The sequence below is a fragment of the Dyella halodurans genome, assembly GCF_026283925.1.
In the GTDB taxonomy this organism is placed as follows: Bacteria; Pseudomonadota; Gammaproteobacteria; order Xanthomonadales; family Rhodanobacteraceae; genus Dyella; species Dyella halodurans.
The window spans coordinates 87969-112802 of the sequence record NZ_JAPDPF010000005.1 but is presented as its reverse complement, the minus strand read 5'-3'; the positions used below and the strand labels follow the sequence as shown (position 1 = coordinate 112802).

Annotated in this window: 21 protein-coding genes; 18 read left to right on the top strand and 3 right to left on the bottom strand. The window is 66.2% G+C overall.

The features are described 5' to 3' along the window. Positions 1-71: 71 nt before the first annotated feature. Positions 72-1142, bottom strand: a complete 1071-nt coding sequence (gene glk, locus OUZ49_RS11435) for a glucokinase (protein ID WP_266150537.1) — start codon at positions 1140-1142, stop codon at positions 72-74. Between the two features lie 399 nt (positions 1143-1541). On the opposite strand from glk, the gene OUZ49_RS11430 reads away from it, so the two are divergent. From OUZ49_RS11430 to nagA, 4 genes are all read left to right on the top strand, one after another. Then, positions 1542-2828, top strand: coding sequence for a sugar MFS transporter (locus OUZ49_RS11430; protein ID WP_266150536.1), 1287 nt, complete (start codon positions 1542-1544; stop codon positions 2826-2828). Between the two features lie 91 nt (positions 2829-2919). Beyond that, positions 2920-3972, top strand: a complete 1053-nt coding sequence (locus OUZ49_RS11425) for a LacI family DNA-binding transcriptional regulator (RefSeq protein ID WP_266150535.1) — start codon at positions 2920-2922, stop codon at positions 3970-3972. A 55-nt stretch (positions 3973-4027) separates the two neighbouring features. Further along, entirely contained in the window at positions 4028-5068 is a 1041-nt protein-coding gene (locus tag OUZ49_RS11420; RefSeq protein WP_266150800.1) for an SIS domain-containing protein, read from the top strand. After that, the gene (nagA, locus tag OUZ49_RS11415; RefSeq protein WP_266150534.1) at positions 5068-6228 is read left to right on the top strand and encodes an N-acetylglucosamine-6-phosphate deacetylase; all 1161 of its coding nucleotides are present in this window, start codon (positions 5068-5070) and stop codon (positions 6226-6228) included. Before OUZ49_RS11420 ends, nagA begins: the two co-directional genes overlap by 1 nt. A gap of 49 nt (positions 6229-6277) precedes the next feature. Here the strand turns inward: nagA and OUZ49_RS11410 are convergent, their stop codons facing one another. Then, on the bottom strand, positions 6278-7921 hold the full coding sequence (locus tag OUZ49_RS11410) for an LTA synthase family protein (protein WP_323134931.1): 1644 nt from the start codon (positions 7919-7921) through the stop codon (positions 6278-6280). A 270-nt stretch (positions 7922-8191) separates the two neighbouring features. Here OUZ49_RS11410 and OUZ49_RS11405 point away from each other — a divergent pair, with 270 nt between their 5' ends. The 6 genes from OUZ49_RS11405 (at position 8192) to thrC (ending at position 14308) form a co-directional block, all read left to right on the top strand. Continuing rightward, positions 8192-10177 carry a bifunctional 2',3'-cyclic-nucleotide 2'-phosphodiesterase/3'-nucleotidase gene (locus tag OUZ49_RS11405; protein WP_266150532.1) on the top strand — a complete coding sequence of 662 codons (1986 nt, stop codon included), beginning with the start codon at positions 8192-8194 and terminating at the stop codon, positions 10175-10177. A 118-nt stretch (positions 10178-10295) separates the two neighbouring features. Then, on the top strand, positions 10296-10541 hold the full coding sequence (locus OUZ49_RS11400) for a hypothetical protein (protein WP_266150531.1): 246 nt from the start codon (positions 10296-10298) through the stop codon (positions 10539-10541). A 95-nt stretch (positions 10542-10636) separates the two neighbouring features. Continuing rightward, positions 10637-10783: a hypothetical protein gene (locus tag OUZ49_RS11395; protein ID WP_266150530.1), complete on the top strand. Its 147-nt coding sequence runs from the start codon at positions 10637-10639 to the stop codon at positions 10781-10783. A 92-nt stretch (positions 10784-10875) separates the two neighbouring features. After that, the gene (locus OUZ49_RS11390) at positions 10876-12027 is read left to right on the top strand and encodes a homoserine dehydrogenase family protein (RefSeq protein WP_266150529.1); all 1152 of its coding nucleotides are present in this window, start codon (positions 10876-10878) and stop codon (positions 12025-12027) included. Then, complete coding sequence (locus OUZ49_RS11385; protein ID WP_266150528.1) at positions 12024-12998, top strand: homoserine kinase; 975 nt, start codon at positions 12024-12026, stop codon at positions 12996-12998. The genes OUZ49_RS11390 and OUZ49_RS11385 overlap by 4 nt, the downstream gene beginning before the upstream one ends. Further along, positions 12995-14308, top strand: a complete 1314-nt coding sequence (thrC, locus tag OUZ49_RS11380) for a threonine synthase (protein ID WP_266150527.1) — start codon at positions 12995-12997, stop codon at positions 14306-14308. The genes OUZ49_RS11385 and thrC overlap by 4 nt, the downstream gene beginning before the upstream one ends. Before the next feature lie 169 nt (positions 14309-14477). Here thrC and OUZ49_RS11375 read toward each other — a convergent pair whose 3' ends face one another. Next, positions 14478-15047: a hydrolase gene (locus tag OUZ49_RS11375; RefSeq protein ID WP_266150526.1), complete on the bottom strand. Its 570-nt coding sequence runs from the start codon at positions 15045-15047 to the stop codon at positions 14478-14480. Between the two features lie 172 nt (positions 15048-15219). On the opposite strand from OUZ49_RS11375, the gene OUZ49_RS11370 reads away from it, so the two are divergent. From OUZ49_RS11370 to ilvC, 8 genes are all read left to right on the top strand, one after another. Beyond that, on the top strand, positions 15220-15837 hold the full coding sequence (locus tag OUZ49_RS11370) for a TetR/AcrR family transcriptional regulator (RefSeq protein WP_266150525.1): 618 nt from the start codon (positions 15220-15222) through the stop codon (positions 15835-15837). A gap of 385 nt (positions 15838-16222) precedes the next feature. Continuing rightward, positions 16223-17818, top strand: a complete 1596-nt coding sequence (locus OUZ49_RS11365) for a 2-isopropylmalate synthase (RefSeq protein WP_266150524.1) — start codon at positions 16223-16225, stop codon at positions 17816-17818. Between the two features lie 16 nt (positions 17819-17834). Further along, entirely contained in the window at positions 17835-18773 is a 939-nt protein-coding gene (locus tag OUZ49_RS11360; protein ID WP_266150523.1) for a branched-chain amino acid transaminase, read from the top strand. Continuing rightward, the gene (gene leuC / locus OUZ49_RS11355; protein ID WP_266150522.1) at positions 18773-20182 is read left to right on the top strand and encodes a 3-isopropylmalate dehydratase large subunit; all 1410 of its coding nucleotides are present in this window, start codon (positions 18773-18775) and stop codon (positions 20180-20182) included. The genes OUZ49_RS11360 and leuC overlap by 1 nt, the downstream gene beginning before the upstream one ends. A gap of 172 nt (positions 20183-20354) precedes the next feature. Next, positions 20355-20939 (top strand): 3-isopropylmalate dehydratase small subunit, encoded by a 585-nt coding sequence (gene leuD / locus OUZ49_RS11350; RefSeq protein WP_266150520.1) that lies wholly within the window; start codon positions 20355-20357, stop codon positions 20937-20939. Beyond that, positions 20936-22033 carry a 3-isopropylmalate dehydrogenase gene (leuB, locus tag OUZ49_RS11345; RefSeq protein WP_266150519.1) on the top strand — a complete coding sequence of 366 codons (1098 nt, stop codon included), beginning with the start codon at positions 20936-20938 and terminating at the stop codon, positions 22031-22033. Before leuD ends, leuB begins: the two co-directional genes overlap by 4 nt. Before the next feature lie 63 nt (positions 22034-22096). Further along, positions 22097-23818 carry a dihydroxy-acid dehydratase gene (gene ilvD / locus OUZ49_RS11340; protein WP_266150518.1) on the top strand — a complete coding sequence of 574 codons (1722 nt, stop codon included), beginning with the start codon at positions 22097-22099 and terminating at the stop codon, positions 23816-23818. Beyond that, positions 23815-24834 (top strand): ketol-acid reductoisomerase, encoded by a 1020-nt coding sequence (gene ilvC / locus OUZ49_RS11335; RefSeq protein WP_266150517.1) that lies wholly within the window; start codon positions 23815-23817, stop codon positions 24832-24834. The genes ilvD and ilvC overlap by 4 nt, the downstream gene beginning before the upstream one ends.

Here is a 24834-nt window from a genome sequence, read left to right as displayed (position 1 = left end):
TATGTGGGTCGTCCGGCTGCTACGTGGCTGTCTGGGCTCAATGCCCGGTTCAGTGCTACGAATCTGCGGTGTTACGTTGGTGCTGCGTTCTCCCCCAAGCTCGGGTGCTGGCCATCCAGATACAGTCCGGCTGCGCCAATCACGCCGAGTTGGCCGTGCTCCATCAGTCGTACAGGAACCTGCTGCAAGAAGGCGCGCATCACGCCCTTGTTGAAGAAGCGCTGCCGGAAGTTGCTGGCGAGCAGCACATCGCGGATCTGCGGCAGGATGCCGCCGGCCAGGAACACGCCACCGCGCGCGCCATAAAGCAGCACCAAGTCGCCGACAAAACTGCCGAGCAGACTGCAGAACACATCCAGCGCCTCGACGGCCGCGGCATCGCTGCGATCGAGCGCGGCCTGGGTCACCTGGCTGGGCACGGTCAGCGTCGGAGCCTGTTTGCTCAGGTCGCAGATCGCGCGATAAAGATTGAGCAGGCCCGGACCGGACAGGGCGTGCTCGAACGACACGTAGGCGCGATCGCGCGCGAGATAGCGCAGGATCTCGATTTCGCGTTCATTGCCCGGCGCCAGCGCGATCTGCCCTGCTTCGGTGGCCAGCACGGTGGCGCGCGGGTGGCCCGGCAGCAGCACGGCCGAGCCAAGCCCCGTGCCAGGACCCATCACCAGCACGGGACCGACGGCAGGTGCCGCCGTGGTCTCGATCACCGGCGTGGTGTCGGCCTGGGCCAGGAACTGCGTGGCATAAGCCACCGCTTCGAAATCGTTGATGACCGCGAGCTGGTCGATGCCGAGGCTGTCACGAATGTCCCGGATGGACACCGGCCAGGGCAGGTTGTCGTTGACGATGGCGTCGCCCAGTACATAGCCGGCGCTGGCCACCGCACAGCGATGCACATGGACGGAACGATCGAGCTGGTCGACGAAGTCCTTCAGCACCGCGGTCAGGCTCGGCCAGTCGGCGCAGGCGTAACGGTGGTACTGCAGCACGGTGACGGGCCGCTGGCCATCCGGGTGCTGGCTTACCAGCCCGATGCGCGCATGCGTACCGCCGACGTCGGCCGCGAGAAACACATCGCCCTGCGTCGCCAGCTTGCGCGCACTGCCGTGGTTGGCCACTTCCCCCACATTCCCTCCCGTCATGTGTTCGTCACGCCCTTGTCAAACGTGGCTTGTTTTGGCCGGAGTCTGGGAATGGATGACAACGTTGTCAACAGGACATTTTTCCTAGTCGCCAAAGGTGCGTGCTGCGGTGCACCAATGGCATTGAGACGCTATGCAGGACGTACTTGTTAAAACCGCATGAATACCGGGCTGGCGCGGTTTGACGGCCAAATGACAGCGCTCGACAATGGTTTGCGGCGGCGCGCCATGGACGGCAGGTGTCGGCGTACCATGTGGGGTATACGGCCAGCACGGCGCCTGACAACGAGGCGACAGTAATTGACAACGTTGCTAGTTAACGCGGATAAACAGCGCGGGGAAGTCATGGCCATCGGCCATGCAGTCAGTCATCGGAAACCCGCGGGGAGTCCTTACACCATGTCGTCAACATCGCTCGCCGCCGGCGAGTCGCGCTCTTCCAGCCTGGTACCGATGCTGATCATCGGCGTGCTGTTCTTCATCTTCGGCTTCGTCACATGGCTCAACGGCCCGCTGATCACCTTCGTCAAGCTCGCTTTCAACGTGGACGACGTGTCGGCCTTCCTGGTGCCGCTGGTGTTCTACTTCTCGTACTTCTTCCTGGCCATTCCGTCGTCGAGCGTGCTTCGCCGCACGGGCATGAAAAAGGGCATGGGCCTTGGCCTGTTCGTCATGGCCATCGGCGCGGTGATGTTCGGCCAGTTCGTCAGCATGCGGGTCTTCTACGGCGCACTGGTCGGCCTGTTCGTGATTGGCGCGGGGCTCGCGCTGTTGCAGACGGCTTCCAACCCGTACATCAGCATCCTCGGTCCGATCGACAGCGCGGCGCAGCGCATTGCCTTCATGGGCATCTGCAACAAGATTGCAGGCGCACTGGCGCCGTTCGTCTTTGGTGCGCTCGTGCTGTCGGGAATCGATACGTTCGACCAGCAAGTCAAGGCGGCGCCCACGCCCGAAGCACGCGAGGCGCTGCTCAATGCGTTCGCCGCCAAGGTGCACATGCCGTACATGATCATGGCGGGCCTGCTGGTGCTGCTGGCGATCTGGGTGGTGCGCTCGTCGCTACCGGAGATCAAGCCGTCGGGTGCCAACAGCGAAGCGGAGATCGGCCACGCCAAGGGCGGCATCTTCAGCTTTCCGCATCTATGGCTGGGCGTGCTGTGCCTGTTCCTCTATGTCGGCGTGGAAGTGATGGCCGGCGACGCCATCGGCACCTACGGCCAGGGCTTCGGGCTGCCGCTGGATGAGACCAAGCACTTCACCTCGTTCACCCTGGTGGCGATGCTGGTGGGTTATCTCGCTGGCCTGGCCCTTATCCCGCGCGTGATCTCGCAACAGGGCTATCTCGCCGCATCGGCCGTGCTGGGCGTGCTGTTCACGGTCGGTGCCTATGTCACCCACGGCTATGCCTCGGTGGCCTTCGTTGCCGCCCTGGGATTTGCCAACGCGATGATGTGGCCGGCGATCTTTCCGCTCGCGATCAAGGGGCTTGGCAAGCTCACCGAGCGCGGTTCGGCCCTGCTCATCATGGCCATCGCCGGCGGTGCGCTGGTGCCGCAACTGTTCGTGCACCTGAAACAGCATTTCAACTTCCAGCTGGTATTCCTGGTGCTGATGGTGCCCTGCTACCTCTACATCCTTTATTACGGTTTGAAGGGTCATCGTGTAGGCCAACACCTCGCCTGAGTGGGCAAGGCGGCGAACCAGACGTCACGCCGCCGACCCGCACCTATCCGCTGGGCTACGATGCCCTTCCCGTTCTGCCGGAGTTCCCCTGTTGCGCAACCCCACCATCAAGGACGTCGCCAAGCGTTCGGGCGTTTCGCTCAAAACGGTCTCACGCGTGATCAACCGGGAGGCCTCGGTACGCGCGGATACGCGTGAAAAGGTCGAACGCGCGATCGAGGCGCTGGGCTACCAGCCCAATCTCTCGGCGCGCGGCCTGCGCAGCACGCATGCGTATGCGATTGGCCTGGTCTACGACAACCCCAACGCGCATTACGTGATCAGCATGCAGGACGGCGTGTTGTCGGCCTGCCGCCAGCGCGGCTATGGCCTGCTGATCCATCCCTGCGATGCGTCGTCACCGGATCTTGCGGACGAACTTTGTTCGCTGGTCGAGCGCAATCGTCTCGCCGGCCTCGTGCTGGCGCCGCCGATGTCCGAACAGGCGGACCTGATCGCCCAGCTGACCGAGAACGACATCAGCTTCGTGCGCATCATTTCCTCGCGCGAAGACCCGCATGACGGCTCGCCCTGCGTCTACATCGACGACCGCAGTGCGGCGTATGCGATCACCGAACACCTGATCCAGCTTGGTCACACGCGCATCGGCTTCCTGTGGGGCGAACCGCACCATCGTTCCAGCCCGGAGCGCTACCAGGGTTACGCCGACGCGCTGAAGGACTACGGCGTGCCACTCGACAAGAAGCTGGTGCTGCCCGGTCGCTACGCGTTCGACGATGGCTTTCGTGGCGCGCGCAAATTGCTCGCGCTGAAGGATCCGCCGACCGCGATCTTCGGCAGCAACGACGAAATCGCCGCGGGCGTGCTCGCGGCCGCGCGCTCCAGCGGCATGGACGTGCCGTGGAATCTTTCCATCGCCGGCTTCGAGGACAGCCCGTTCTCCAAGCAGGCGTGGCCAGCGCTGACCACCGCACGCCAGTCGACCAGCGAGATCGGCCAGCATGCTGCCTTGCAGCTGATGGCCGAGCTGCAACACAAGGCCGGTACCGCTGCCGACATGCCGTCCAACGAATGCTTCATTCCCGAACTGGTGGTTCGCGGTTCCACCGCGCCGCCACCCACATCGGCGCCGCGCAAAGGTTGAGGCGCGCGCCAGCACGCCCTCTCCCGCGGCCGGCGCCCACACGCAAGCCATCGAGATAGCCATGAAAGAAGCCAGTTCCACCCTGATGTTCCGCGAGGCTCACGAGTCGGCCGCGGTGGTCGAGCGCCAGCTGCGTGAAAACGCCGACGTGCTCAAGTCGCTGGGCGAACAACTGCGCGCGAAGCCGCCGCGCTTCATCGTCACCTGCGCACGCGGCAGCTCCGATCATGCGGCTGCCTATGCCAAGTATGTGTTCGAAACGCGCCTTGGCCTGATCACTGCATCGGCGTCGCCGTCGATCTCGTCGATCTACGATGCCGACCTGAATCTGGAAGGCGCCCTGTTCGTGGCCATCTCGCAGTCTGGCAAGAGCCCGGACCTGCTGCGCAGCGCGCAGGCGGCCAAGGATGCGGGTGCGCAGGTGCTGGCCCTGGTCAACGTGGAAGACTCGCCGCTGGCCGCGCTCGCCCACACGGTGATTCCGCTGCGCGCCGGCCCCGAGCTGAGCGTGGCCGCGACCAAGAGTTATCTCGCCACGCTCGCGGCAATTCTTCAGCTCACCGCGCACTGGAGCGACGACGCCTCACTGCACGCGGCCGTGGCGCGCCTGCCGGACGACCTGCGTCGTGGCTGGGATTCGGATTGGAGCGCGCTCACCGATGGCCTGCGCGATGCGTGCAACCTGTTCGTGGTGGGTCGCGGCTATGGCTTCGGCGCGGCGCTGGAAGCGGCGCTCAAGCTTAAGGAAACCTGCGGTCTGCATGCCGAAGCGTTCAGCGCCGCCGAAGTGAAACACGGTCCGATGGCGCTGGTCGGCGATGGCTTCCCGGTGCTGTTCTTTGCCCAGGATGACGGCACGCTCGAGAACACCGTGGCGGTGGCGCGCGAATTCCGCGCACGCGGTGCCCGCGTGTGGCTGGCCGCGCCAGGCAGCACCGAGCCGGGCACGCTGCCACTGCCTTCCGGTATCGATGCCATCGTCGCGCCGCTGCTGGCCGTGCAGAGTTTCTATCGCGCTGCCAGTGCGCTGTCGCTGGCGCGGGGCTACGATCCCGACGTCCCGCCGCATCTGCGCAAGGTCACGGAGACCATGTAATGGCCACGCCGCAAGCCCTCATTGCGCTTATCAACGGTCGCGTACTTGCCGATCACGGTCCGCAGGACGGCCTGGCGGTGCTGATGCGCGGTGAACGGATCGAAGCGATCACGCACGCGAACGATCCTCGCGTCGCCAGTGCGAAGACGCACGACCTGAGAGGTCGGCTGTTGGTGCCCGGCTTTATCGACGTGCAGGTCAATGGCGGCGGCGGCGTGCTGTTCAACGCCGAGCCAACGGTGGATGCACTGCGGACGATCGGTGCCGCGCATCGCAAGTTCGGCACCACCGGCTTCCTGCCCACCCTGATCACCGACACCGCCGAGATCATGCACAAGGCGCTCGACGCCGTAGATGCGGCGATCGAGCAAGGCGTGCCCGGCGTGCTCGGCATCCACCTGGAAGGCCCGTTCCTGGCCACCGCACGCAAGGGCATTCACGACGCCAAGCTGTTCCGCCTGCCCGATGCGGACGATATCGCGGCGATCACGCGCCACCGCCGTGGCGTGGTGATGCTGACGCTGGCGGTGGAAGAAGTGCCACTCGACACCATCCGACAGCTCAGTGAGGCCGGCGTCATCGTGGTGGCGGGACATACCGCTGCCGACTACACGACTACGCGCGCCGCGCTCGATGCCGGTGTGTGCGGCTTCACCCACCTGTATAACGCGATGACCCCGCTAGGCAGCCGTGAGCCCGGCGTAGTCGGTGCCGCACTGGACGATCCGCACAGTTGGTGCGGGCTGATTGCCGATGGCCATCATGTGCATCCAGTCGCCTTGCGCGTGGCCATCGCGGCGAAGGCGCGCGGCAAGAGCGTGCTGGTCACCGACGCGATGCCGCCGGTCGGTTCGGACAGCCCGGAGTACGTGCTCAATGGCCAGACCATCATTGTGCGCGACGGCATCTGCCAGAGTGACGCCGGTGTGCTCGCCGGCTCCGCGCTGGATATGGCGACGGGTGTGCGCAACCTGGTGAACATGGTCGGCCTGCCCTTGGCGGAAGCGTCGCGCATGGCCAGCAGTTATCCCGCCGCGTGGTTGGGGCTGGATCGCACGCAGGGTCGCCTGGTGGCCGGGCAGCGGGCGGACTTCGCCGTGCTCGATGATGGGCTGGTGACGCGCGAAACCTGGGTGGGCGGCGTGCGCTACGAGGTCTAAGCCCTCGCTCCCTCTCCCCGGAGGGGAGAGGAAGCAGAAGCAGGCACCTTCACTGATACACGTGCAGCCGATCAAAAATCCACGCGTGATACGACTTCACCAGCTCCGGCTGCGCGCAATCCGTGTATAGCCCGTTGCAGCGCGTGCGCAGCGCGATCGCCGCGGAAAAGTAGGGGTCGGTCGGCAAGTCGGCAGCCTGCAACACCATGCTCGGCAGCAGGGCGATATCGAGCATCGGGTAATGCGGCAGCGGCGCGCCCTGGAAATTGCTCTTGATCATGTAATAGGTGAGGTAGTCCTTGTACTGCCCCAGCGCCGTTGGCCAGGTCCGCGGCATGTCGCGAATCAGTCCGCTGAAGGACGGCTGGTGGTCGCCGAAATGCACGATGACAGTCGGCTGCGCACGATCAAGGAAGTCGTGCTCCAGCCCGCGCATCGCCACGTCGGAGTTGTGCAGGTTGGACAGGTAGGTGTTGAAGTTGAGCGATTCGCGCGTCGGCAGGCCTTTCAGCAGGCCCTTGTTGAACGGTGCCGGCAGCGACGACAGCGGATCGGTGTCGTGCGGGCCATGCTGCGCCAGGGTCAGGATCATCACGAAGACCGGCTGGCCCGGCTTCTTCACCTTGTCGTAGATGCGCTTGGCCGCGGCGAACATCTGCGCATCGCTCTCTTCCCACTCGGTCAGGCCCAATTGGCCGGCGTCGTAGAACTGGTCGAAGCCGTAGGCCGTGTACGCGTTGCGGCCATTGAGGAAGCTGCCGTTGGTCGGGTAGATCGCCACCGTGAGATAACCCAGCCGCTGCAGTTGCCGGGGCAGGCTGTCCTGCACGTGCGGCGCGAGCACATAGGGCGCGTACATGCCGCCCGGGCCAAAAATGTCCTGCGGCATGCCGGTCAAGGTGGCGAATTCGCTCACCCAGGTACCGCCGCCAAAGGTATGCACGCGCATCGGTCCGGTGGCGCGGGTACGCGCATCGGTCTTGAACAGCTGGACCCGGCACTCGGGGATATTGCACTGGGTGAAGTTGGACGGATTGAAGGTGCTCTCTTCCAGCACCTGCACGATGTCCGGGTAGTCCGCGGCCGAATGCGGGCCGGCCGAAGGTTCGACGGCCGCCGTGGGCCCCCACTCCTGCTCGGCTACCGTATCGTCACCCAGCTCGGGCAGGCGGACGTCCGAATCGCTGAAGTTGACGAAGAAGTTGGTGATCTGGGCATCGTCGGAGAGCTTCTCCCACACGTTCCTTGCGTGCACCTGGGCAAACGGACCGTTCGGCAGCAGGCATACCCAGAACGCCAAAGCCCATAGCGCCACGCCACCGACGCGAGTGACCAGGGCTCGGCTCGGGCTCAAATGCGCCAGTACGCGGCGATCCCCACGCCAGATAACCCACAACACCAGCGGCGTCACCACACCCACGACGAGGGCCAGGCCGTACAGGTGCGGGTAATGGCCCAACGTCTCCAGCAGGCTGCTGCGCGCGTAATAGACGAAATCCGCCGGCATCAGCGGCGAATCGAGATAGCGCAGCTTCAGTACCGACAGGAAGTTGAGCCCAAGGAACAGGCCGCCGCTGACCACCAGCGCCGTGGCCGGCCGCGCGAAGGCGAACAGCAACATGCCAAAGGCGCATACCATCAGCGCGATCACGAAGGCCTGCTGTAGCAGGTCGGGCTCGCGCAAGGCAGTCATGCTGATGCAGAACAGGAAGAAGCCTGCTGCACACAGCCATGCCGCACTTTTCCGCACGAAGCGTAGCGATTGTCGTGGCATAAACGGACAGGCCCCCTGTTTGGCCCCGGTGTCATCTGGGTGCAATTCTACGGACTTGCCGTCGTCACAAACACAACCGCAGGCAACGGCCAGCGGCGGCAGCGAACGGTTCAGCCGGCGTTGCGCCCGGCAAGCCGTCACCCGGATCTGCTAGCTTGCCCGCCCTGCTCGCCCCATACGGACTGCCGCATGACCCCTCGCTTGCTCCCCCTCGCCGCCCTGACCGTGGCCGTGCTGGCCGGCTGCGCCAGCCAGACGCCCAAGACGACCACCGTCATGGAGGGCAGTCGGGCGCAGGTGGCCATCCTGGAAACCACCGACGTCCACGCCAACGTGCTCAGCTACGACTATTACAAGCAGCGCGAAGACGACTCGATGGGCTACGAGCGCACCGCCACCCTGATCCGGCGCGCCCGCGCCCAGTACCCCAACAGCTTCCTGTTCGACAGCGGCGACACCATCCAGGGCAGCGTGCTGGCGGACTACCAGGCCCAGGTCAAGACCATCGGCTGCGACGAGGAGCTGGGCATTTACCGCGCCATGGACGCGCTCGGCTACGACGGCGGTACCGCCGGCAACCACGAGTTCAACTACGGCCTGGGCTTCCTGTCCCAGGTCACCGGTACGCCCATGAACGTGGAAGGCGGCCGCAGCGAGCGCTGCGCCGGCCCGCACTTCCCGCTGGTGCTGGCCAATGTGTACAGCGCGCGCGACGGCGCCCCGCTCTTCAAGCCGTGGACGGTGGTGCAGAAGGACATCCGCGTCACCGCGCCCGATGGCAGCACGCATAGCGTACCGCTGAAGATCGGCATCATCGGCTTCACGCCGCCGCCGATCATGGAGTGGGACAAGCAGAACCTGGCCGGCAAGGTCACGGTGACCGGCGTGGTCGAAGCGGCCAGGAAATACTTGCCCGAGTTGCAGGCCCAGCACCCCGACCTGGTCGTGGCCATCCTGCACGGCGGCCTCAACAGCGACACCTATACCTCGTCGATGGAGAACGGCGGCTGGCACCTCGCCGCCGTACCCGGCATCGACGTGCTGCTGCTTGGCCACGCCCACACCGAATTCCCCGGGCCGCGCTATGCCGGCATGCAGGACGTGGATGCCGAACGTGGCTTCGTGCGCGGCGTCCCGGCGGTGATGGGCGGCTTTTTCGGCAAGGATCTCGGCGTCATCCAGCTGGGACTGGATCGCCAGGACGGCCGCTGGGTGATCGACAAGAGCCAGACGCATAGCGAAGTGCGCGCGATTTGTCCGAAGAAAGGCGAATGTGTACCTGCCGACCCAGCCATCGCGCCGCTGGTGGCGCAGCCGCACCGGGCCGCCGTGGCCTACGTGAACACTCCGATCGGCCAGACCCGCGTGCGTATGAGCAGCTACTTCGCCGACGTGGGCAATATGACCGCGCTGGCGCCGATCAACGCGGCCATGCGTGACTACGTGCAGCGCGAGCTGCCCAAGTCGCACCCGGAGCTGGCCAAGCTGCCGGTACTGTCCGCTGCCGCTGCGTTCCGCACCGGCTTTGGCGGCCCGGACGACTACACCGACGTGGCGCCCGGCCCGCTCACCCTGCGCAGCGCCGCCGACCTCTACTTCTATCCGAACACCCTCGCTGCCGTGAAGATCGACGGCGCCGGCCTCAAGGCCTGGCTGGAGAAGTCGGCCGAACGCTTCAACCGCATCGACCCGGGCAAGGAAGGCCAGCAGTGGCTGCTCAATGAGCATTACCCCGGCTTCAATTTCGACCAGATCCAGGGCGATATCACCTACGTCATCGATGTGTCACGCCCGGCCGGCGAGCGCATCGCCAAGCTCAGCTGGAAGGGCAAGCCGGTGACGCCAGAGCAGCAGTTCATCGTCGCCACCAACAACTACCGCGCCAGCGGCGGCGGCAACTTCCCCGGCCTGGACGGCAAGAGCATCGTGCTGGCGGCACCGGACGGCGCCCGCGAGATCCTGGCCAGGTGGCTGCAAGCCCGCCAGGATATCGGCGCCAAGGACCTGCCGGCGACGTCGTGGCAGTTCGCGCCGCTGAAGACGCGCGGCGAGGTAGTGTTCAAGGACGCCGCCGGCAAGCAGCAGCTGGCACGCGAGCTCGGCGTCACCGCCGTTCGCGAACTCAAGGACAACGGCGACGGCACGGCGCTTTACGCCATCGATCTCGCTCATTAGGTGAACGCCACGGCGCGCAAAGGCAATTATGCGCGCCGCTTCGCCAGCACTTGTGGCCGCCTCGAGTCGGCGTAGACTCCGCCGCCGCGCGACCTATCAACCCAGGATGCTCAACAGCATGGCTGACGAAAAAAAGTACTGGTTTCCCGCCAAGCGTTACGGCTGGGGTTGGGGTTTGCCCACCACCTGGCAGGGCTGGCTGGTGATACTCGCCTTCGTGATGCTGATGGGAGCAGGCGGCGCTTATTTTCGGCCGCAGCATGCGAACGGCTACTTCCTCGTCTACGCCGGGGTGCTTTGCGTCCTGCTTACCCTGGTCTGCTGGCTGAAAGGCGAACCGCCGCGCTGGCGGCGGGGCGACTGACCGCGTACCGAAGAACGAAGGCCATGCGCTTGGCCGTCCAAAGTTTCATTTGTACCTGTTGACTGCAGTGCAGCAATCGACCTAAGGTCGGTTCCATGTCGCCGCTATCCGCACCAGCACGCATCGTTTTCTGTCCGGCTCCCGCCGGTCGGATGCTGCTTGGCGCCGACACCATGACGCTTGCCACCACCACCACGACCACTATTACCACCGGGTCGGGGTGGGAGTCCGTGCGCGAGTAAGTAACCAACGCAACGGCCCCGCCCTCGATGAGGCGGGCCGGGTTACACCACCGAGACCGCCAGCGAGCACGGGCCCCAACCTGGAGGCCACCGTGAACCTTGCTGCATCGCCATCTGCCGAACAACCGTCGCTACCGCCACATGCCAGGGCGCTGCCGACGATCACCGCACGTCAACGCGTGCTCGCCGTGGGCCTGATCGGACCCGGCCGTGTCGGCAGCGCCCTGCTTGAGCAGCTGCGAACCGCGCAGCCTCGCCTGGCACGCTCCGGACTGGAACTTAAACTCTGCGGTGTCGCCGCCAGCCGTCGCATGTGGCTGGATGCCGATGACCCGGAACTCAACGGCCGCCATGACAGCGCGCAGACCTGGCGCCCCAGCGATCTCGACGAGTTTGCCGCCCATGTGCGCGGCAATGATGGGCGCCATGCACTGTTGATCGATTGCAGCGCCAGCGACGCAGTGGCCTCACGTTATGCGGACTGGCTGGCAGCCGGCCTGCACGTGGTGACGCCGAACAAACTGGCCGGCAGCGGCCCGATGCGGCGACTGCAGGCGATCCGCTCGGCGTGCGGCGTGGGCACGCGCTTCCGCTACGAAGCCACGGTCTGTGCTGGCTTGCCGGTGGTCCAAACACTGCGCGACCTGCTCGACACCGGCGACGACTTGCTCGCCGTCGAAGGCATGTTCTCCGGCACGCTGGCCTGGCTTTGTCATCGTTATGACGGCAGCCGCCCGTTTTCCGCCCTGGTGCGCGAAGCGCATGCGCTGGGCTACACCGAGCCTGATCCGCGCGACGATTTGTCTGGCCTGGACGTGGCGCGCAAACTAGTGATCCTGGCGCGCGAAGCGGGCTGGTCGCTCTCGTTGGAGGAAGTAGACGTGGAAAGCCTGGTACCGCCGGAACTCGCCACCCTGTCGGCTGATGCGGTGATGGAACATCTTGAATACCTGGACGCGCCGATGGCTGCGCGGCTCGCCAAGGCCAGGGCACAGAGCGGTGTACTGCGTCATGTCGCCAGCCTCGATGCGCATGGACATGCCAGCGTGCGGCTCGCTGTATTACCGGCAGCGCACCCCTTCGCCCATACGCGACTCACCGACAACATCGTGCAGTTCACCACCCATCGCTATCGCGAAAACCCGATGCTGGTGCAGGGCCCTGGTGCCGGACCGGAAGTCACGGCCGCCGGCGTGTTCGCTGATCTGCTGCGTATTGCCGAAGGGCTCGAGGTGCGGGCATGAATGCGCAACTGGTCGACCCGATGCCAGCCCCGCAGCGCGCGCTGAGCGCGCAGGCGATGGCCTATGCCAGCGTGGGCAACGTAGCGGTAGGTTTCGACATCCTCGGACATAGCGTCGCTGGCGCCGGCGATCGTGCGGTGGTGCGACGCATCGATGAACCCACCGTGCGTATCGCCGCCATCCATGGCTGCGTCGCTGGCCTTCCACTGGAAGCGAGCCACAACACGGCCGGTGCGGCCCTGCTCTCGCTGCGCAAGGCACTGGGCCTACGCCACGGTTTCGAACTGGAACTCTACAAGGGCATCGCGCTCGGCTCCGGCATGGGCGGCTCCGCCGCTTCATGCGTGGCGGCCCTGGTAGCCGCCAACGCGCTGCTCGAGCGCCCGCTTCCGCGCGAGTCGCTGTATGGCTTTGCGCTCGACGGCGAGGTGGTGGCCAGCGGCAGCCGTCATGGTGACAACCTCGGCCCCATGTTGCTGGGGGGGCTGGTACTGGCCACGCGCGAGCGCCTGTTGCGCCTGCCCGTACCCGACGCCTGGCATTGCGCCCTGGTGCACCCGCATGTGGTGCTGGAGACGCGGGAGTCGCGTGCCGTGCTGGCTGACGGTTTCGCATTGCGCGACGTGGTGGCGCAACACGCAAATCTCGCGCTGGTTCTGGTCGGCTGTCATCGCGGCGATGCCGCACTGGTACGCGAAGGACTCAAGGACGTGTTGGTGGAACCACGCCGCGCGCCGCTCGTGCCCGCTTTTGCACGGGTAAAGCAGGCGGCACTGGATCACCGCGCCCTCGGCGCCAGCATCTCCGGCGGCGGTCCCAGCGTGTTTGGCTGGTACGAGCGCCGCGAGGACGCCGAACACGCCGCATCCGCGATGGTTGCCGCGTTTGCCGAAGCCGGCATTGCCAGCGACCCGTTCGTCTCGCCCATCAACGGACCGGCGGCGAATCTCATCGAGGAGAACGCGGCATGAGGGAGCCGCTGCTTTACCGGAGCACGCGCGGCGGCCATCACGCTGCCCGCATCAACGAAGTCATCGCGGCCGGCCTGGCGCCCGATGGCGGCCTGTATGTACCGGAGGCACTGCCCCGCCTCGATCCCGCCAACTTCGATCCGCACGGAGCGCTGGCAGACACGGCGGTGACCTTGCTCACCCCGTTTTTCGCCGGCAACGCCTTGGCCGATGCTCTGCCCGACATCTGCCACGAAGCGCTGAATTTCGAGGTGCCCTTGCGCCCCCTACCTCAGCGCAGGAGTGCCACGATGCTGGAACTCTTCCACGGCCCTAGCGCGGCTTTCAAGGACGTTGGCGCGCGCTTCCTGGCGGCCTGCTTTCGGCGCTTGCGCCCGCCGGGCGCGCCACCGCTCACGATGCTGGTCGCCACCTCCGGCGACACCGGTGCTGCCGTCGCTGCCGCTTTCCATCGCCAGCCTGGCGTGCGCGTGGTGATTCTCTACCCCGATGGCCGTGTCTCACCGCGACAAGCGCATCAGCTCGGCTGCTTCGGCGACAACGTGCAGGCCTTGCGCGTGGCCGGCAGTTTCGACGACTGCCAGCGCATGGTGAAGTCGGCGCTGAACGACGAGGCCCTGCAAGCGCAGGTGCCGCTGTCCTCGGCCAACAGCATCAGCCTGGGCCGACTGTTGCCGCAGATGAGCTATTACGCGCATAGCGCGCTGGGCTGGTGGCGCCGCCAGCGCACGCCGCTGAGCTTTATCGTGCCCACCGGCAACCTGGGCAATGCGTTAGCCTGCGTGTGGGTACGCGAAATGGGCTTGCCGATCGGCGAGATCCATCTGGCCTGCAATGCCAACCTGACCGTCCCCGACTACTTCGCAGGCGACCCGTACCTGCCCCGCCCCGCCATCGCCACCCTGGCCAACGCCATGGACGTGGGCGCCCCCAGCAATTTCGAACGCCTGCGCTGGACCTTTCCCTACGACGCGGAACTGCGCGCCGAACTGCACGCGAGTAGCGTGGATGACGATGGCATCGCGGAAACCATCGTTCGTCACGCGCGGAACCACCACGAGCTGTTGTGCCCGCACACCGCCACGGCCATGCACGTACTGGACGGATTGCCCGAAGACGACTCCGCCTGGGCGGTGGTCGCCACGGCGCATCCGGCCAAGTTCGAGACGGTGCTGGAACCGTTGCTGGGCTTCGCGCCGGAGGTGCCGCCGGCCTTGGCCGCGATGCTGGAGAGGCGGGCTACGGCGGAGCCGTTGGCCGCGGAGGATGAGGTGTTCAAGGGGTGGTTGAGGGGAAGGGTTGCGGCTTGAGCACTTCCCCCCAAGGCTGTGATCCAGCGAGCGATTCGGCCGCCCTTGCGTAGGCGGCAAGCTGGCCGCCACGCTCAATTGAGTTGTAATCGCGAGCACGGCCCCTCATCCCAACCTTCTCCCCTCCGGGGAGAAGGAGTGAAAGCGAGGGCGCGCCGCTCGGCAACGCTTAGCCCAGCGCGCTCAACACATCCGCCGTCGACCTCACCAGGCCCAAGCGCGGAAAGATGTTCTCCACCGCGAACTGGTGATGCTCGGCGCTGCTGGAGCTCATGGCATCCTCGACCAGGACCAGCTCGTAACCCAGTTCCCAACCGAAGCGGGCCGTCGATTCCACGCCGATATTGGTGCTGATGCCACCGAGCACGATGCGCTTGATGCCCCGGCGACGCAGCTGCAGATCGAGCTCGGTGCCGTAGAACGCACCCCACTGGCGCTTGGTGATCAGGATGTCGCTATCGGCCAATGCCAGCTGCTCGGCAAAATCCCACCAGTCGGCCGGCAGCGGACCCTTGCCCATCGGCGCGTCCACCGGCTGACGGGGGGCGTCGCCGCCGTCGGCAGACCAGCCCACGCGCACCAGCGCCACCGGGGCGTTCAGTTCGCGGAAACGCGCGGCCAGGCGGCCTCCGCGCTCGAATACCTCCTGCGCGGTATGCGGGCCGCCGGCGTACGGGCCGATGCCTTTTTGCAGATCGATCAGCACCAGCGCTGTCGTGCCGGGGTCTAGCTTGTCCATGGTCGTAACTCCGCGTGGTTTGGCATCGCGTGGCAGCCCAAGGCTTGCCCAAAATGCCAGGGTGAAAGTTAATGCGTTGTCGCCGCACCGTTCCGCCAGGGGAGATTCACGCCTTGGAAGCGGCCCGGTAAGATCTCAATGTGAGGATATCCTCACCTAGGAGTTTATGAGGATGGCCTCACGTAATTCAAGCCCGGCCGGACGCTCGCCGCAACGGCGGCGTGGGCACGAACGTGTCGCGGCGCTGCTGTCAGCTGCCTCCGGCTGCTTTGCCGAAAAGGGTTTCGATGCCGCCACGATGACCGAAATTGCCGCCCGCGCAGGGGCATCCATCGGCTCGCTGTACCAATTCTTTCCCACCAAGGAGTTGTTGGCCGAAGCGTTGATGGTCGAGCATGGCGAGGCCCTCAATGCACGGATGGAGCGCCTGGTGGCGCAGGCTTCGGGCTGGGATACGGAGGAACTTGCGGCACGCTTGATCCGCACCTTCGCCGACTATCGCCGCCTGCATCCTTCCTTCGTGGCCCTGACCGAAGCGGCCGGCTCGCTGCCACCTTCGCTGTCCCGCACCATACGTCAGCGCATGCGCGACTATCTGTGTCAGATCCTGGCTATTCATGCCCCCGGCCTGGCGGCCGGTGATCTGCGGCCTGCGGCCATGGTGGTACAGCAGTTGATGAAGGCCGCAGTGGCACTGCAGAACGAGCAACCGGCGAGCCTGCGAAATGCGGCGCAAGCCCAACTGCGGCGCGCCCTGGCGAACTATCTCAAGTCGCTCGCCGAGGCCTGATGCCGACAGCGCCTTGGAGGCACTGGTAGTGTCTGGCCTTCTGGACGTCCGAATGTGATCGTCAACGCGTCACCTTAAAAATTTCAAAAGAAACTGTTGACAACCCGTAGCGACGCCCTTTACGTTCGATCACATGTCGCAACGCAGCAACCATGACCGCATAGCCGAACCGATCCGTCTACCGACGGTCGCGGGACTGCTGCGACTTCGCAACAACCTCCTTCTTGCCCTTGTACTCGTACTCCTTATTACCAACGGAGGTGCGGGCTGAGGGCGTGTGTCCAGGTAACTAGAAAGAACCTGAATACGACCAAAGAACCCCGCACCCGGTAACGGATGCGGGGTTTTTTATTGCCCCCTGCGACGCGCCTAGCGGAGCTAAGTGATGACCCACCAGCACAACCCGACAGACGAGAACAGCGACGTGACGGACGTAGCGGCCGAACGCGTGCGGATCTTCGACACCACCTTGCGCGATGGCGAGCAGGCGCCCGGCTTTTCGATGGACCGTCGCGCCAAGCTGCGCATGGCGCATGCGCTGGAAGCGCTGGGCATCGACGTCATCGAGGCAGGGTTTCCGCATGCCTCGCCCGATGATTTCAACGCGGTGGCGGAGATCGCCCGCGCCCTGCGCGGTCCCACCATCTGCGGCCTGGCCCGCTGCCAGACCGGCGATATCGAAAGCACCGGCCGCGCGCTGGAGGGTGCCCACCACTCGCGCATCCACCTGTTCCTGTCGACCAGCCCGCTGCATCGCGAGCACAAGCTGGGCATGAGCAAGCAGCAGGTCATCGACACTGCCTGCGCCTCCATCGAACGCGCGAAGACCCTGAGCCACGAGGTGGAGTTTTCGGCCGAAGACGCCATGCGCACCGAACCGGAATACCTGGTCGAAGTATTCAGCGCTGCGGCAGCCGCCGGCGCCACCACGCTCAATGCACCGGACACAGTCGGCTACATGACCCCGGCGGAAATCGCCGAGCGCTTTGCCTATCTGCTCAAGCACGTGCGTCGCGACCAGCACGTCATCTTCTCCTCACACTGCCACGACGACCTCGGCATGGCGGTCGCCAACAGCCTGGCCGCCGTCAGTGCCGGCGCGCGCCAGGTCGAGTGCACCATCAATGGCATCGGCGAACGCGCCGGCAATGCCTCGCTGGAGGAAGTGGTGATGGCGCTGCGCGTGCGCCGCCCGCTGTTTGGTGTCGATACCGGCATCGATACGCGCAAGCTGTATCCCACCTCGCGCCTGCTGACCCAGCTCACCGGTCAGGCCGTGCCGCGCAACAAGGCGGTGGTGGGCGAGAACGCGTTCGCGCACGAATCGGGCATCCACCAGCACGGCATGCTCAAGCATCGCGGCACCTACGAAATCATGCACGCGCAGGACGTGGGCATGGGCGAGACGCGCCTGGTGCTGGGCAAGCACTCCGGCCGCCACGCCTTGCGCCAGCGACTCCAGGTGCTGGGCCATACGCCGGACGAAGGCGAGATGGACATCATCTTCGCCCGCTTCAAGGCGCTGGCCGACAAGAAGCGCGAAGTGCATGACGAGGACCTGGAGGCGATTGCGCTGGGCCATGATCCGGAAGCCACCGGCCCCTGGCGCATCACCCAGCTCAATACCAACTCGCATATGGGCGGCAGCGCCTCGGCCTCGGTACGCCTGACCCACGACAACGGCCACGAAGTGGGCGAAGCGGCGATTGGCGACGGCCCGGTGGATGCGGTGCTGCGTGCGATCGAGCGCGCCACCGGCACCGCACTGGACGTCACCCAGTTCCAGGTGCGCGCCGTCAGCGAAGGCGGCGATGCGCAAGGCCAGGCCCAGCTCACCGCACGCCATGCCGAACGCGACTGGCGCGGCAACGGCGTCAGCACCGACATCATCGAAGCGACCGCGCACGCCGCGCTCGCCATCGTCAACCGCATCGAGCGACAGGCACCGGCACCCCAGCCGGCCGCGGTCGCCGGTTTGTAATTCCAAGGAGCTAGCGATGACCACGCCCTTCCTCTGGCACAACGGCCAGATCAAACCCTGGACCGAAGCGACCGTCCATGTCAGCACCCACGCACTGCATTACGGCTCCTCGGTGTTCGAGGGCGAGCGCGTGTATGCCACGCCGCAGGGCCCGGCGTATTTCCGTCTCGGCGACCACACGCGCCGCCTGTTCGAGTCCGCGCGCGTCTACGAGATCGAGATCGGCTACAGCGAAGACGAGATCAATGCTGCCTGCCACGAGCTGATTCGCGCCAACCGCATGAAGTCCGCCTATGTGCGGCCGATCGTGTTCCGCGGCGCCGGCAGCCTCGGCGTGCTGCCGAAGGGCGACTCGCCGGTGGACGTGGCGATCATGGCGTTGGAATGGGGTGCCTACCTCGGCGACGCGATCGAACACGGCGCCGACGTCTGCGTGTCGTCCTGGCATCGTCCGGCCCCAAACACCTTGCCGAGCTGGGCCAAGGCCGGCGGCAATTACCTGAGCAGCCAGCTGATCGCGCTTGAAGCGCGTCGCGGCGGCTATGCCGAAGGCATCGCCCTTGGCCACAACGGCCTGCTCAGCGAAGGCGCGGGCGAAAACCTGTTCCTGGTGAAGAACGGCAAGCTGCTGACGCCGCCGACCAGCGCCGGCATCCTAGCCGGCATCACGCGCGAGTCGGTGATCACCCTGGCCGGCGAGTTGGGCATCGCGGTGGAAGAACGCGACCTGCCGCGCGAAGCGCTGTACACCGCCGACGAGATCTTCATGACCGGTACCGCCGCCGAGATCACGCCGGTGCGCTCGGTGGACCGCAAGCAGGTGGGCGCAGGACGTCCTGGCCCAATCACGCGTGCCCTGCAGAAGGCGTTCTTCGGCTTGTTCGACGGCACCACGCCCGACCGCTGGGGCTGGTTGTCGCCGGTGAAAGTCGAAGCCGCACAGGAGGCCGCGTAATGGCCAAGACCCTGTTCGAGAAAGTGTGGGACGCGCATGTGGTCGCGCCGGAAAGCACCGATACGCCAGCCATCCTGTATATCGACCTGCACCTGGTGCACGAAGTCACCTCGCCGCAGGCCTTCAGCGAACTGCGCGAGCGTGGCCTGAAGCTGCGCCGCCCGGATCGCATGCTGGCCACGTTGGATCACTCGACCCCCACCCTGCCCGCTAGTGCCGATGGCGAGCGTCCCTACGCCAACGCCGAAGCGAAGGCCCAGGTAACGCAACTGGAAACCAACTGCCGCGAGTTCGGCGTCGAACTGCACGGCTGGGACAGCAACGATCGCGGCATCGTGCATGTGTTCGGTCCGGAGCTGGGCGCTACCCAGCCGGGCATGACCATCGTCTGCGGCGACAGCCACACCTCGACGCATGGTGCGTTCGGCGCGCTGGCCTTCGGCATCGGCACCACCGAGGTCGGCCATGTGATGGCCACGCAATGCCTGCTGCAACGCAAGGCGAAGACCTTCGCGATCCACGTGGATGGTCGGCTGCCGGCGGGCGTGGGCGCAAAGGATCTGATCCTGCACATCATCGGCGAGATCGGCGTCGATGGCGGCACCGGCTACGTCCTGGAATACCGCGGCGAAGCGATCGAAGCGATGTCGATGGATGAGCGCATGACCGTGTGCAACATGTCGATCGAGGCCGGTGCACGCGCAGGCCTGATCGCGCCGGACGACACCACCTTCAACTGGCTCAAGGGCCGTCCGCGCGTGCCGCAAGGCGCGGCATGGGACGCGGCCGTGGCGCGCTGGCGCGCGCTGCGCAGCGACGACGGCGCCCGCTACGACCGCGAAGTGCGCATCGATGCCAGCAAGGTGCGCCCCACCGTCACCTATGGCACCCATCCGGGCATGGCAATTGCCATGGACACGCCGGTGCCGGCCGCGCGCAACGCGCAGGAAAAGCGCGCGCTGGACTATATGCGCAGCGAGGCGGGCAAGCCGATGCAGGGCACGCCGGTCGACGTGGTCTTCGTCGGCAGTTGCACCAATTCGCGCCTGTCCGACCTGCGCGAGGCGGCCCAGGTGATGCGCGGCCGTCGCGTCGCCGACGGCGTGCGCATGCTGGTGGTGCCCGGCTCCGAAGCGGTGCGCCGCGATGCGGAGCGCGAAGGCCTGCATCACGTCTTCACCGAGGCCGGCGCCGAGTGGCGCGTGCCGGGTTGCTCGATGTGCATCGCCATGAATGGCGATCTGGCGCAGCCGGGGCAATTGGTCGTGAGCACCTCGAATCGCAACTTCGAAGGCCGCCAGGGCAAGGGCGCACGCACGGTGCTGGCCAGTCCCGCGACGGCGGCGGCTTCCGCGCTGGCGGGGCGGATTGCGGATCCGCGGGAGTATTTGACGGAGGTGGCGGCATGAGCGCGCGAGCCTTTCTTCCTCTCCCCTCCGGGGAGAGGACCGAGGTGAGGGGTCGCTCTTGCCTCAGTCCAACTTCAAAGCGCGCTTCGATCAGCGCTGCCGCGAGCACCCGCCCCTCACCCCAACCCTCTCCCCGGAGGGGAGAGGGAGTTCATGCTACGGAGGTTTTTTAATGCGCCCCATCACCCGCCTCCACTCCCGCACCGCCGTGCTGCTGGACGAAAACATCGACACCGACCGCATCATCCCGGCGCGCTTCCTCACCACCACCGAGCGTGCCGGCCTGGGCAAGCTGTGCTTCAACGACTGGCGTTACCAGGCGGATGGCAGCGACAACCCAGCGTTTCCGCTGAACCAGCCGCAGGCCGCCGGCTGTTCGATCCTGGTCGCGGGACGCAACTTTGGTTGTGGCTCCTCGCGCGAGCATGCGCCGTGGGCTTTGCTCGATTACGGCATCCAGGCCGTGCTGTGCAGCGAAATCGCGGACATCTTCCGCAACAACGCGCTGAAGAACGGCCTGCTCGCCATCGTGCTGGACGAGGCCGAACACCGCTGGCTGCTGGCGAATCCGGGCGTCGAGCTGAGCATCGACGTGCGCGAGCAGTACATCGCCTTGCCCGACGGCGGGCGCATCCGCTTCCAGATGGAACCGTTCGCGCGCCATTGCCTGCTCAACGGCGTCGACCAGCTCGGCTACCTGCAACAGCACGCCGATGCCATCACCACCTTCGAACAACGCACGGAGAAAGCCGCATGAGAGCGCAGATCGTCATCCTGCCGGGCGACGGCGTCGGTCCTGAAGTCACCGCAGCAGCCGTCACCGTGCTCGACGCCGTGGCCGCCCACTTCGACCACAGTTTCCATTTCGACGAACATCTGATTGGCGGTTGCGCCATCGACGCCACCGGCGAACCCTTGCCGGCCGCCTCGCTGGAGGCCTGCAAGGCAGCCGACGCGGTGCTGCTCGGCGCCGTCGGCGGCCCGCAGTGGTCGGACCCGAATGCGCCGGTGCGTCCGGAGCAGGGCCTGCTCGCCTTGCGCGCCGCGCTCGGCGTGTATGCCAACCTGCGCCCCTTGCAGGTGCATCCCAGGCTGGCTGCGCTGTCGCCGTTGAAGAACGAAAAGCTGAAGAACGTCGACGTGCTGTTCGTGCGCGAGCTCACCGGCGGCGCCTACTTCGGCGCCAAGACGCGCACCAGCGATACCGCCATCGACGAGTGCAAGTACACCGTGGCCGAGGTGGAGCGCGTCGTGCGCCGCGCGTTCAACCTGGCGCGCGGTCGTCGCAAGCATGTCACCTCGGTCGACAAGGCCAACGTGCTCGAAACCTCGCGCCTGTGGCGCAGCACGGTGCAGCGCATCGCGGCTGAGTATCCCGATGTGAAGGTGGAGCACCAGCTGGTCGATTCGATGGCCATGCTGCTGCTGACCCAGCCATCGCGCTACGACGTGGTGGTGACCGAGAACCTGTTCGGCGACATCCTCACCGACGAAGCGGCGGCGCTGGCCGGCTCACTGGGCCTGCTGCCATCCGCCTCGATCGGCGAAGCCAAGGCCGGCCTGTACGAACCGATCCACGGCTCGGCACCGGATATCGCCGGCCAGGGCGTGGCCAATCCGATTGGCACGATCCTGTCCGCCGCCATGCTGCTGCGTCACTCGCTGGACCTGGAACAGGAAGCCGCCGCGGTCGAAGCGGCCGTGGCCGAGGTACTCGAGCACGGCCCGCACACGCGCGACATCGGCGGCCAGGCAAGCACCACCGAGGTGCTGGAAGCCGTGCTGTCCGCGCTCGACGAACAGGCCTGCCACGCCGCGGCCTTCCTGCGCTGGGGGCGCGCCTGCGGATGAAACCCATCGACTCCTTCACCAACGCGGCCCCGATGCTGCCCTTCTCTTCAACCCGGAAACCTCATGCGCAGTGATCTCATCAAGACCGGGCCCGATCGCGCACCCGCCCGCGCCATGCTTCGCGCCACCGGCATGGACGATGCCGCCATCGCCAAGCCCCTGGTGGCGGTGGTGCATACGTGGTCCAACGTCAGCCCGTGCAACCTCAACCTGCGCGAGCTGGCCGAACATGTGGCCGCCGGCATTCGTGCCGCGGGCGGCACGCCGGTCGAGTTCAACACCATTGCCGTGACCGACGGCATTGCCATGGGCACGCCGGGCATGCGTGCCTCGCTGATCAGTCGCGAAGTGATCACCGATTCCATCGAACTCGCGGTCGATGGCCATTGCCTGGATGCGATGGTGGTGCTGTGCGGCTGCGACAAGACCATCCCCGCCGCCGCGATGGCGATGGCGCGCCTGGATATTCCCAGCGTGGCGCTGTACGGCGGCACCATTGCGCATGGCACCCACGACAACCACCCGATCACCATCCAGCAGGTGTTCGAAGCGGTGGGCGCGCATGGCGCGGGCAAGATCGACGACGCGGAGCTGACCTCGGTCGAGCGCGATGCCTGCCCGGGCGCCGGTGCCTGTGGCGGCCAGTTCACCGCCAACACCATGGCGATGGTGCTGTCCACGCTGGGCCTGTCGCCGATGGGCTTCAACGATATTCCGGCCACGCATCCGGCCAAGACCGCGGCCGCGTATCGCTGCGGCGAGCTGGTGATGGAATGTCTTAAGGAAGGCCGCACGCCACGCGCCATGCTTACCACCACGGCGTTCCGCAATGCGGCACGCATGGTTGCCGCCACCGCAGGCTCCACCAATGCCGTGCTGCACCTGCTGGCAATCGCCCGCGAAGCCGGCACGCCGTGGACGCTGGAAGATTTTGAGCCCGCCTCCAAGCACACGCCGGTGGTCGCCGACCTGTTGCCTGGTGGCCGCTATACCGCCGTCGAAATGTTCGGTGCCGGTGGCAGCGCGCGCGTGGCGCAGGAACTGATCGCCGCGGGCATGCTCGACGATGCCCCCACCATCACCGGCCGCAGCTTGTTCGAAGAAGCCGCGGCCGCGCCGCGTGCCGCGCAGCAGGACGTGGTGCATGCAGTGACGCAGCCGCTGAAGCCGCGCGGTGGCTATTCGATCCTGTACGGCAACCTCGCGCCGGAAGGCTGCATCCTCAAGCTCGCCGGCAAGGGCGCCAATCATTTCGAAGGGCGCGCTCGCGTGTTCGAAAGCGAGGAGCAGGCGTTCGCCGCCGTGCAGGGTGGCAGCATCGCCAAGGGCGACATCATCGTCATCCGCAACGAAGGTCCCGCGGGCGGCCCTGGCATGCGCGAGATGCTCGGCGTCACCGCCGCGCTGGTCGGCCGCGGCCTGGGCGACGACGTCGCGCTGATCACCGATGGCCGCTTCTCCGGCGCCACCCACGGCTACATGGTCGGCCACATCTCGCCCGAGGCTGTACGTGGCGGCCCGATTGCCTTGCTGCGCGACGGCGATCGCATCCGTATCGATGCCGATACGCGCGAGATCAGCACCGACGCCGATCTCGCCGCGCGCCGCGCCAGCTGGCAGCCGCCGGCACCCAAGGTCACCCGTGGCGCACTGGCCAAGTACGCGCGCCTGGTCGGCTCCGCTTCGGACGGCGCCGTCACCCAGCTCTCCGCATCACGCAGCACCTCCGCAGCCCATCCTTCCAACACCGTCCACGAAGACACGAACGCAGGAGTCACCGCATGACCAGCCAGACCTCGAACGACGCACTCGCCAAGGCCCGCATCGCCGTACTCGGCTACGGCAGCCAGGGCCGTGCCCATGCCCTCAACCTGCGTGACTCCGGCCTCGACGTCGTGGTGGGCCTGCGCAAGAACGGCCCCTCGTGGGAAAAGGCCCGCGCCGAAGGCTTCACCGTGGCCGAACCCGGCGATGCGGTGAAGGACGCCGACCTGGTCGCCGTGCTGACCCCGGACATGGTGCAGCCGGCGCTGTATCGCGAGTCCATCGCACCGAACATCAAGCCCGGCGCCGCCCTGCTGTTCGCGCACGGCTTCAACGTGCACTTCAAGCAGATCGAGCCGCGCGCCGACATCGACGTGATCCTGGTGGCGCCGAAGGGCCCGGGCGCGCTGGTGCGCCGCGAGTATGAAATCGGGCGCGGCGTGCCCTCGATCTGGGCCATCCATCAGGACGTCAGCGGCCACGCCGAAGCGAAGGCCAAGGCCTATGCCGACGGCATCGGCGGCGGTCGCGCACTGCTGATCAAGACCGACTTCAAGGAAGAGACGGAGACCGATCTGTTCGGCGAACAGGCCGTGTTGTGCGGTGGCGCCAGCTCGCTGGTGCAGGCCGGTTTCGAGACCCTGGTGGAAGCCGGCTACCAGCCGGAAATCGCCTATTACGAAGTGCTGCACGAACTGAAGCTGATCGTCGACCTGTTCTACGAGGGCGGCATCGCCCGCATGCTGGAGTTCGTCTCCGAGACGGCGCAGTACGGCGACTACGTCAGCGGCCCGCGCGTGATCGACGCCGGCACCAAGGCGCGCATGAAGGACGTGCTCAAGGACATCCAGGACGGCACCTTCGCGCGCAACTGGATTGCCGAGCACCAGGCCGGCCTGCCGAACTACAAGAAGTTCAAGCAGGCCGATCTCGAGCATCCAATCGAACAGGTCGGCGCCAAGCTGCGTGCGCGCATGCCGTGGCTGCAGGCGAACGCGCCCAAGTCAGCTGCCGAGCCGCTGAAAAAGGTCGGTTAA

Coding starts and splice junctions, on each gene's coding strand:
- OUZ49_RS11430 (WP_266150536.1), top strand. CDS start 1,542: ATGTCGTCAACATCGCTCGCCGCCGGCGAGTCGCGCTCTTCCAGCCTG.
- glk (WP_266150537.1), bottom strand. CDS start 1,142: ATGACGGGAGGGAATGTGGGGGAAGTGGCCAACCACGGCAGTGCGCGC.
- leuC (WP_266150522.1), top strand. CDS start 18,773: ATGGCCAAGACCCTGTTCGAGAAAGTGTGGGACGCGCATGTGGTCGCG.
- OUZ49_RS11395 (WP_266150530.1), top strand. CDS start 10,637: ATGTCGCCGCTATCCGCACCAGCACGCATCGTTTTCTGTCCGGCTCCC.
- leuB (WP_266150519.1), top strand. CDS start 20,936: ATGAGAGCGCAGATCGTCATCCTGCCGGGCGACGGCGTCGGTCCTGAA.
- OUZ49_RS11375 (WP_266150526.1), bottom strand. CDS start 15,047: ATGGACAAGCTAGACCCCGGCACGACAGCGCTGGTGCTGATCGATCTG.
- OUZ49_RS11405 (WP_266150532.1), top strand. CDS start 8,192: ATGACCCCTCGCTTGCTCCCCCTCGCCGCCCTGACCGTGGCCGTGCTG.
- leuD (WP_266150520.1), top strand. CDS start 20,355: ATGCGCCCCATCACCCGCCTCCACTCCCGCACCGCCGTGCTGCTGGAC.
- nagA (WP_266150534.1), top strand. CDS start 5,068: ATGGCCACGCCGCAAGCCCTCATTGCGCTTATCAACGGTCGCGTACTT.
- OUZ49_RS11400 (WP_266150531.1), top strand. CDS start 10,296: ATGGCTGACGAAAAAAAGTACTGGTTTCCCGCCAAGCGTTACGGCTGG.
- thrC (WP_266150527.1), top strand. CDS start 12,995: ATGAGGGAGCCGCTGCTTTACCGGAGCACGCGCGGCGGCCATCACGCT.
- ilvC (WP_266150517.1), top strand. CDS start 23,815: ATGACCAGCCAGACCTCGAACGACGCACTCGCCAAGGCCCGCATCGCC.
- ilvD (WP_266150518.1), top strand. CDS start 22,097: ATGCGCAGTGATCTCATCAAGACCGGGCCCGATCGCGCACCCGCCCGC.
- OUZ49_RS11385 (WP_266150528.1), top strand. CDS start 12,024: ATGAATGCGCAACTGGTCGACCCGATGCCAGCCCCGCAGCGCGCGCTG.
- OUZ49_RS11365 (WP_266150524.1), top strand. CDS start 16,223: ATGACCCACCAGCACAACCCGACAGACGAGAACAGCGACGTGACGGAC.
- OUZ49_RS11410 (WP_323134931.1), bottom strand. CDS start 7,921: ATGACTGCCTTGCGCGAGCCCGACCTGCTACAGCAGGCCTTCGTGATC.
- OUZ49_RS11370 (WP_266150525.1), top strand. CDS start 15,220: ATGGCCTCACGTAATTCAAGCCCGGCCGGACGCTCGCCGCAACGGCGG.
- OUZ49_RS11360 (WP_266150523.1), top strand. CDS start 17,835: ATGACCACGCCCTTCCTCTGGCACAACGGCCAGATCAAACCCTGGACC.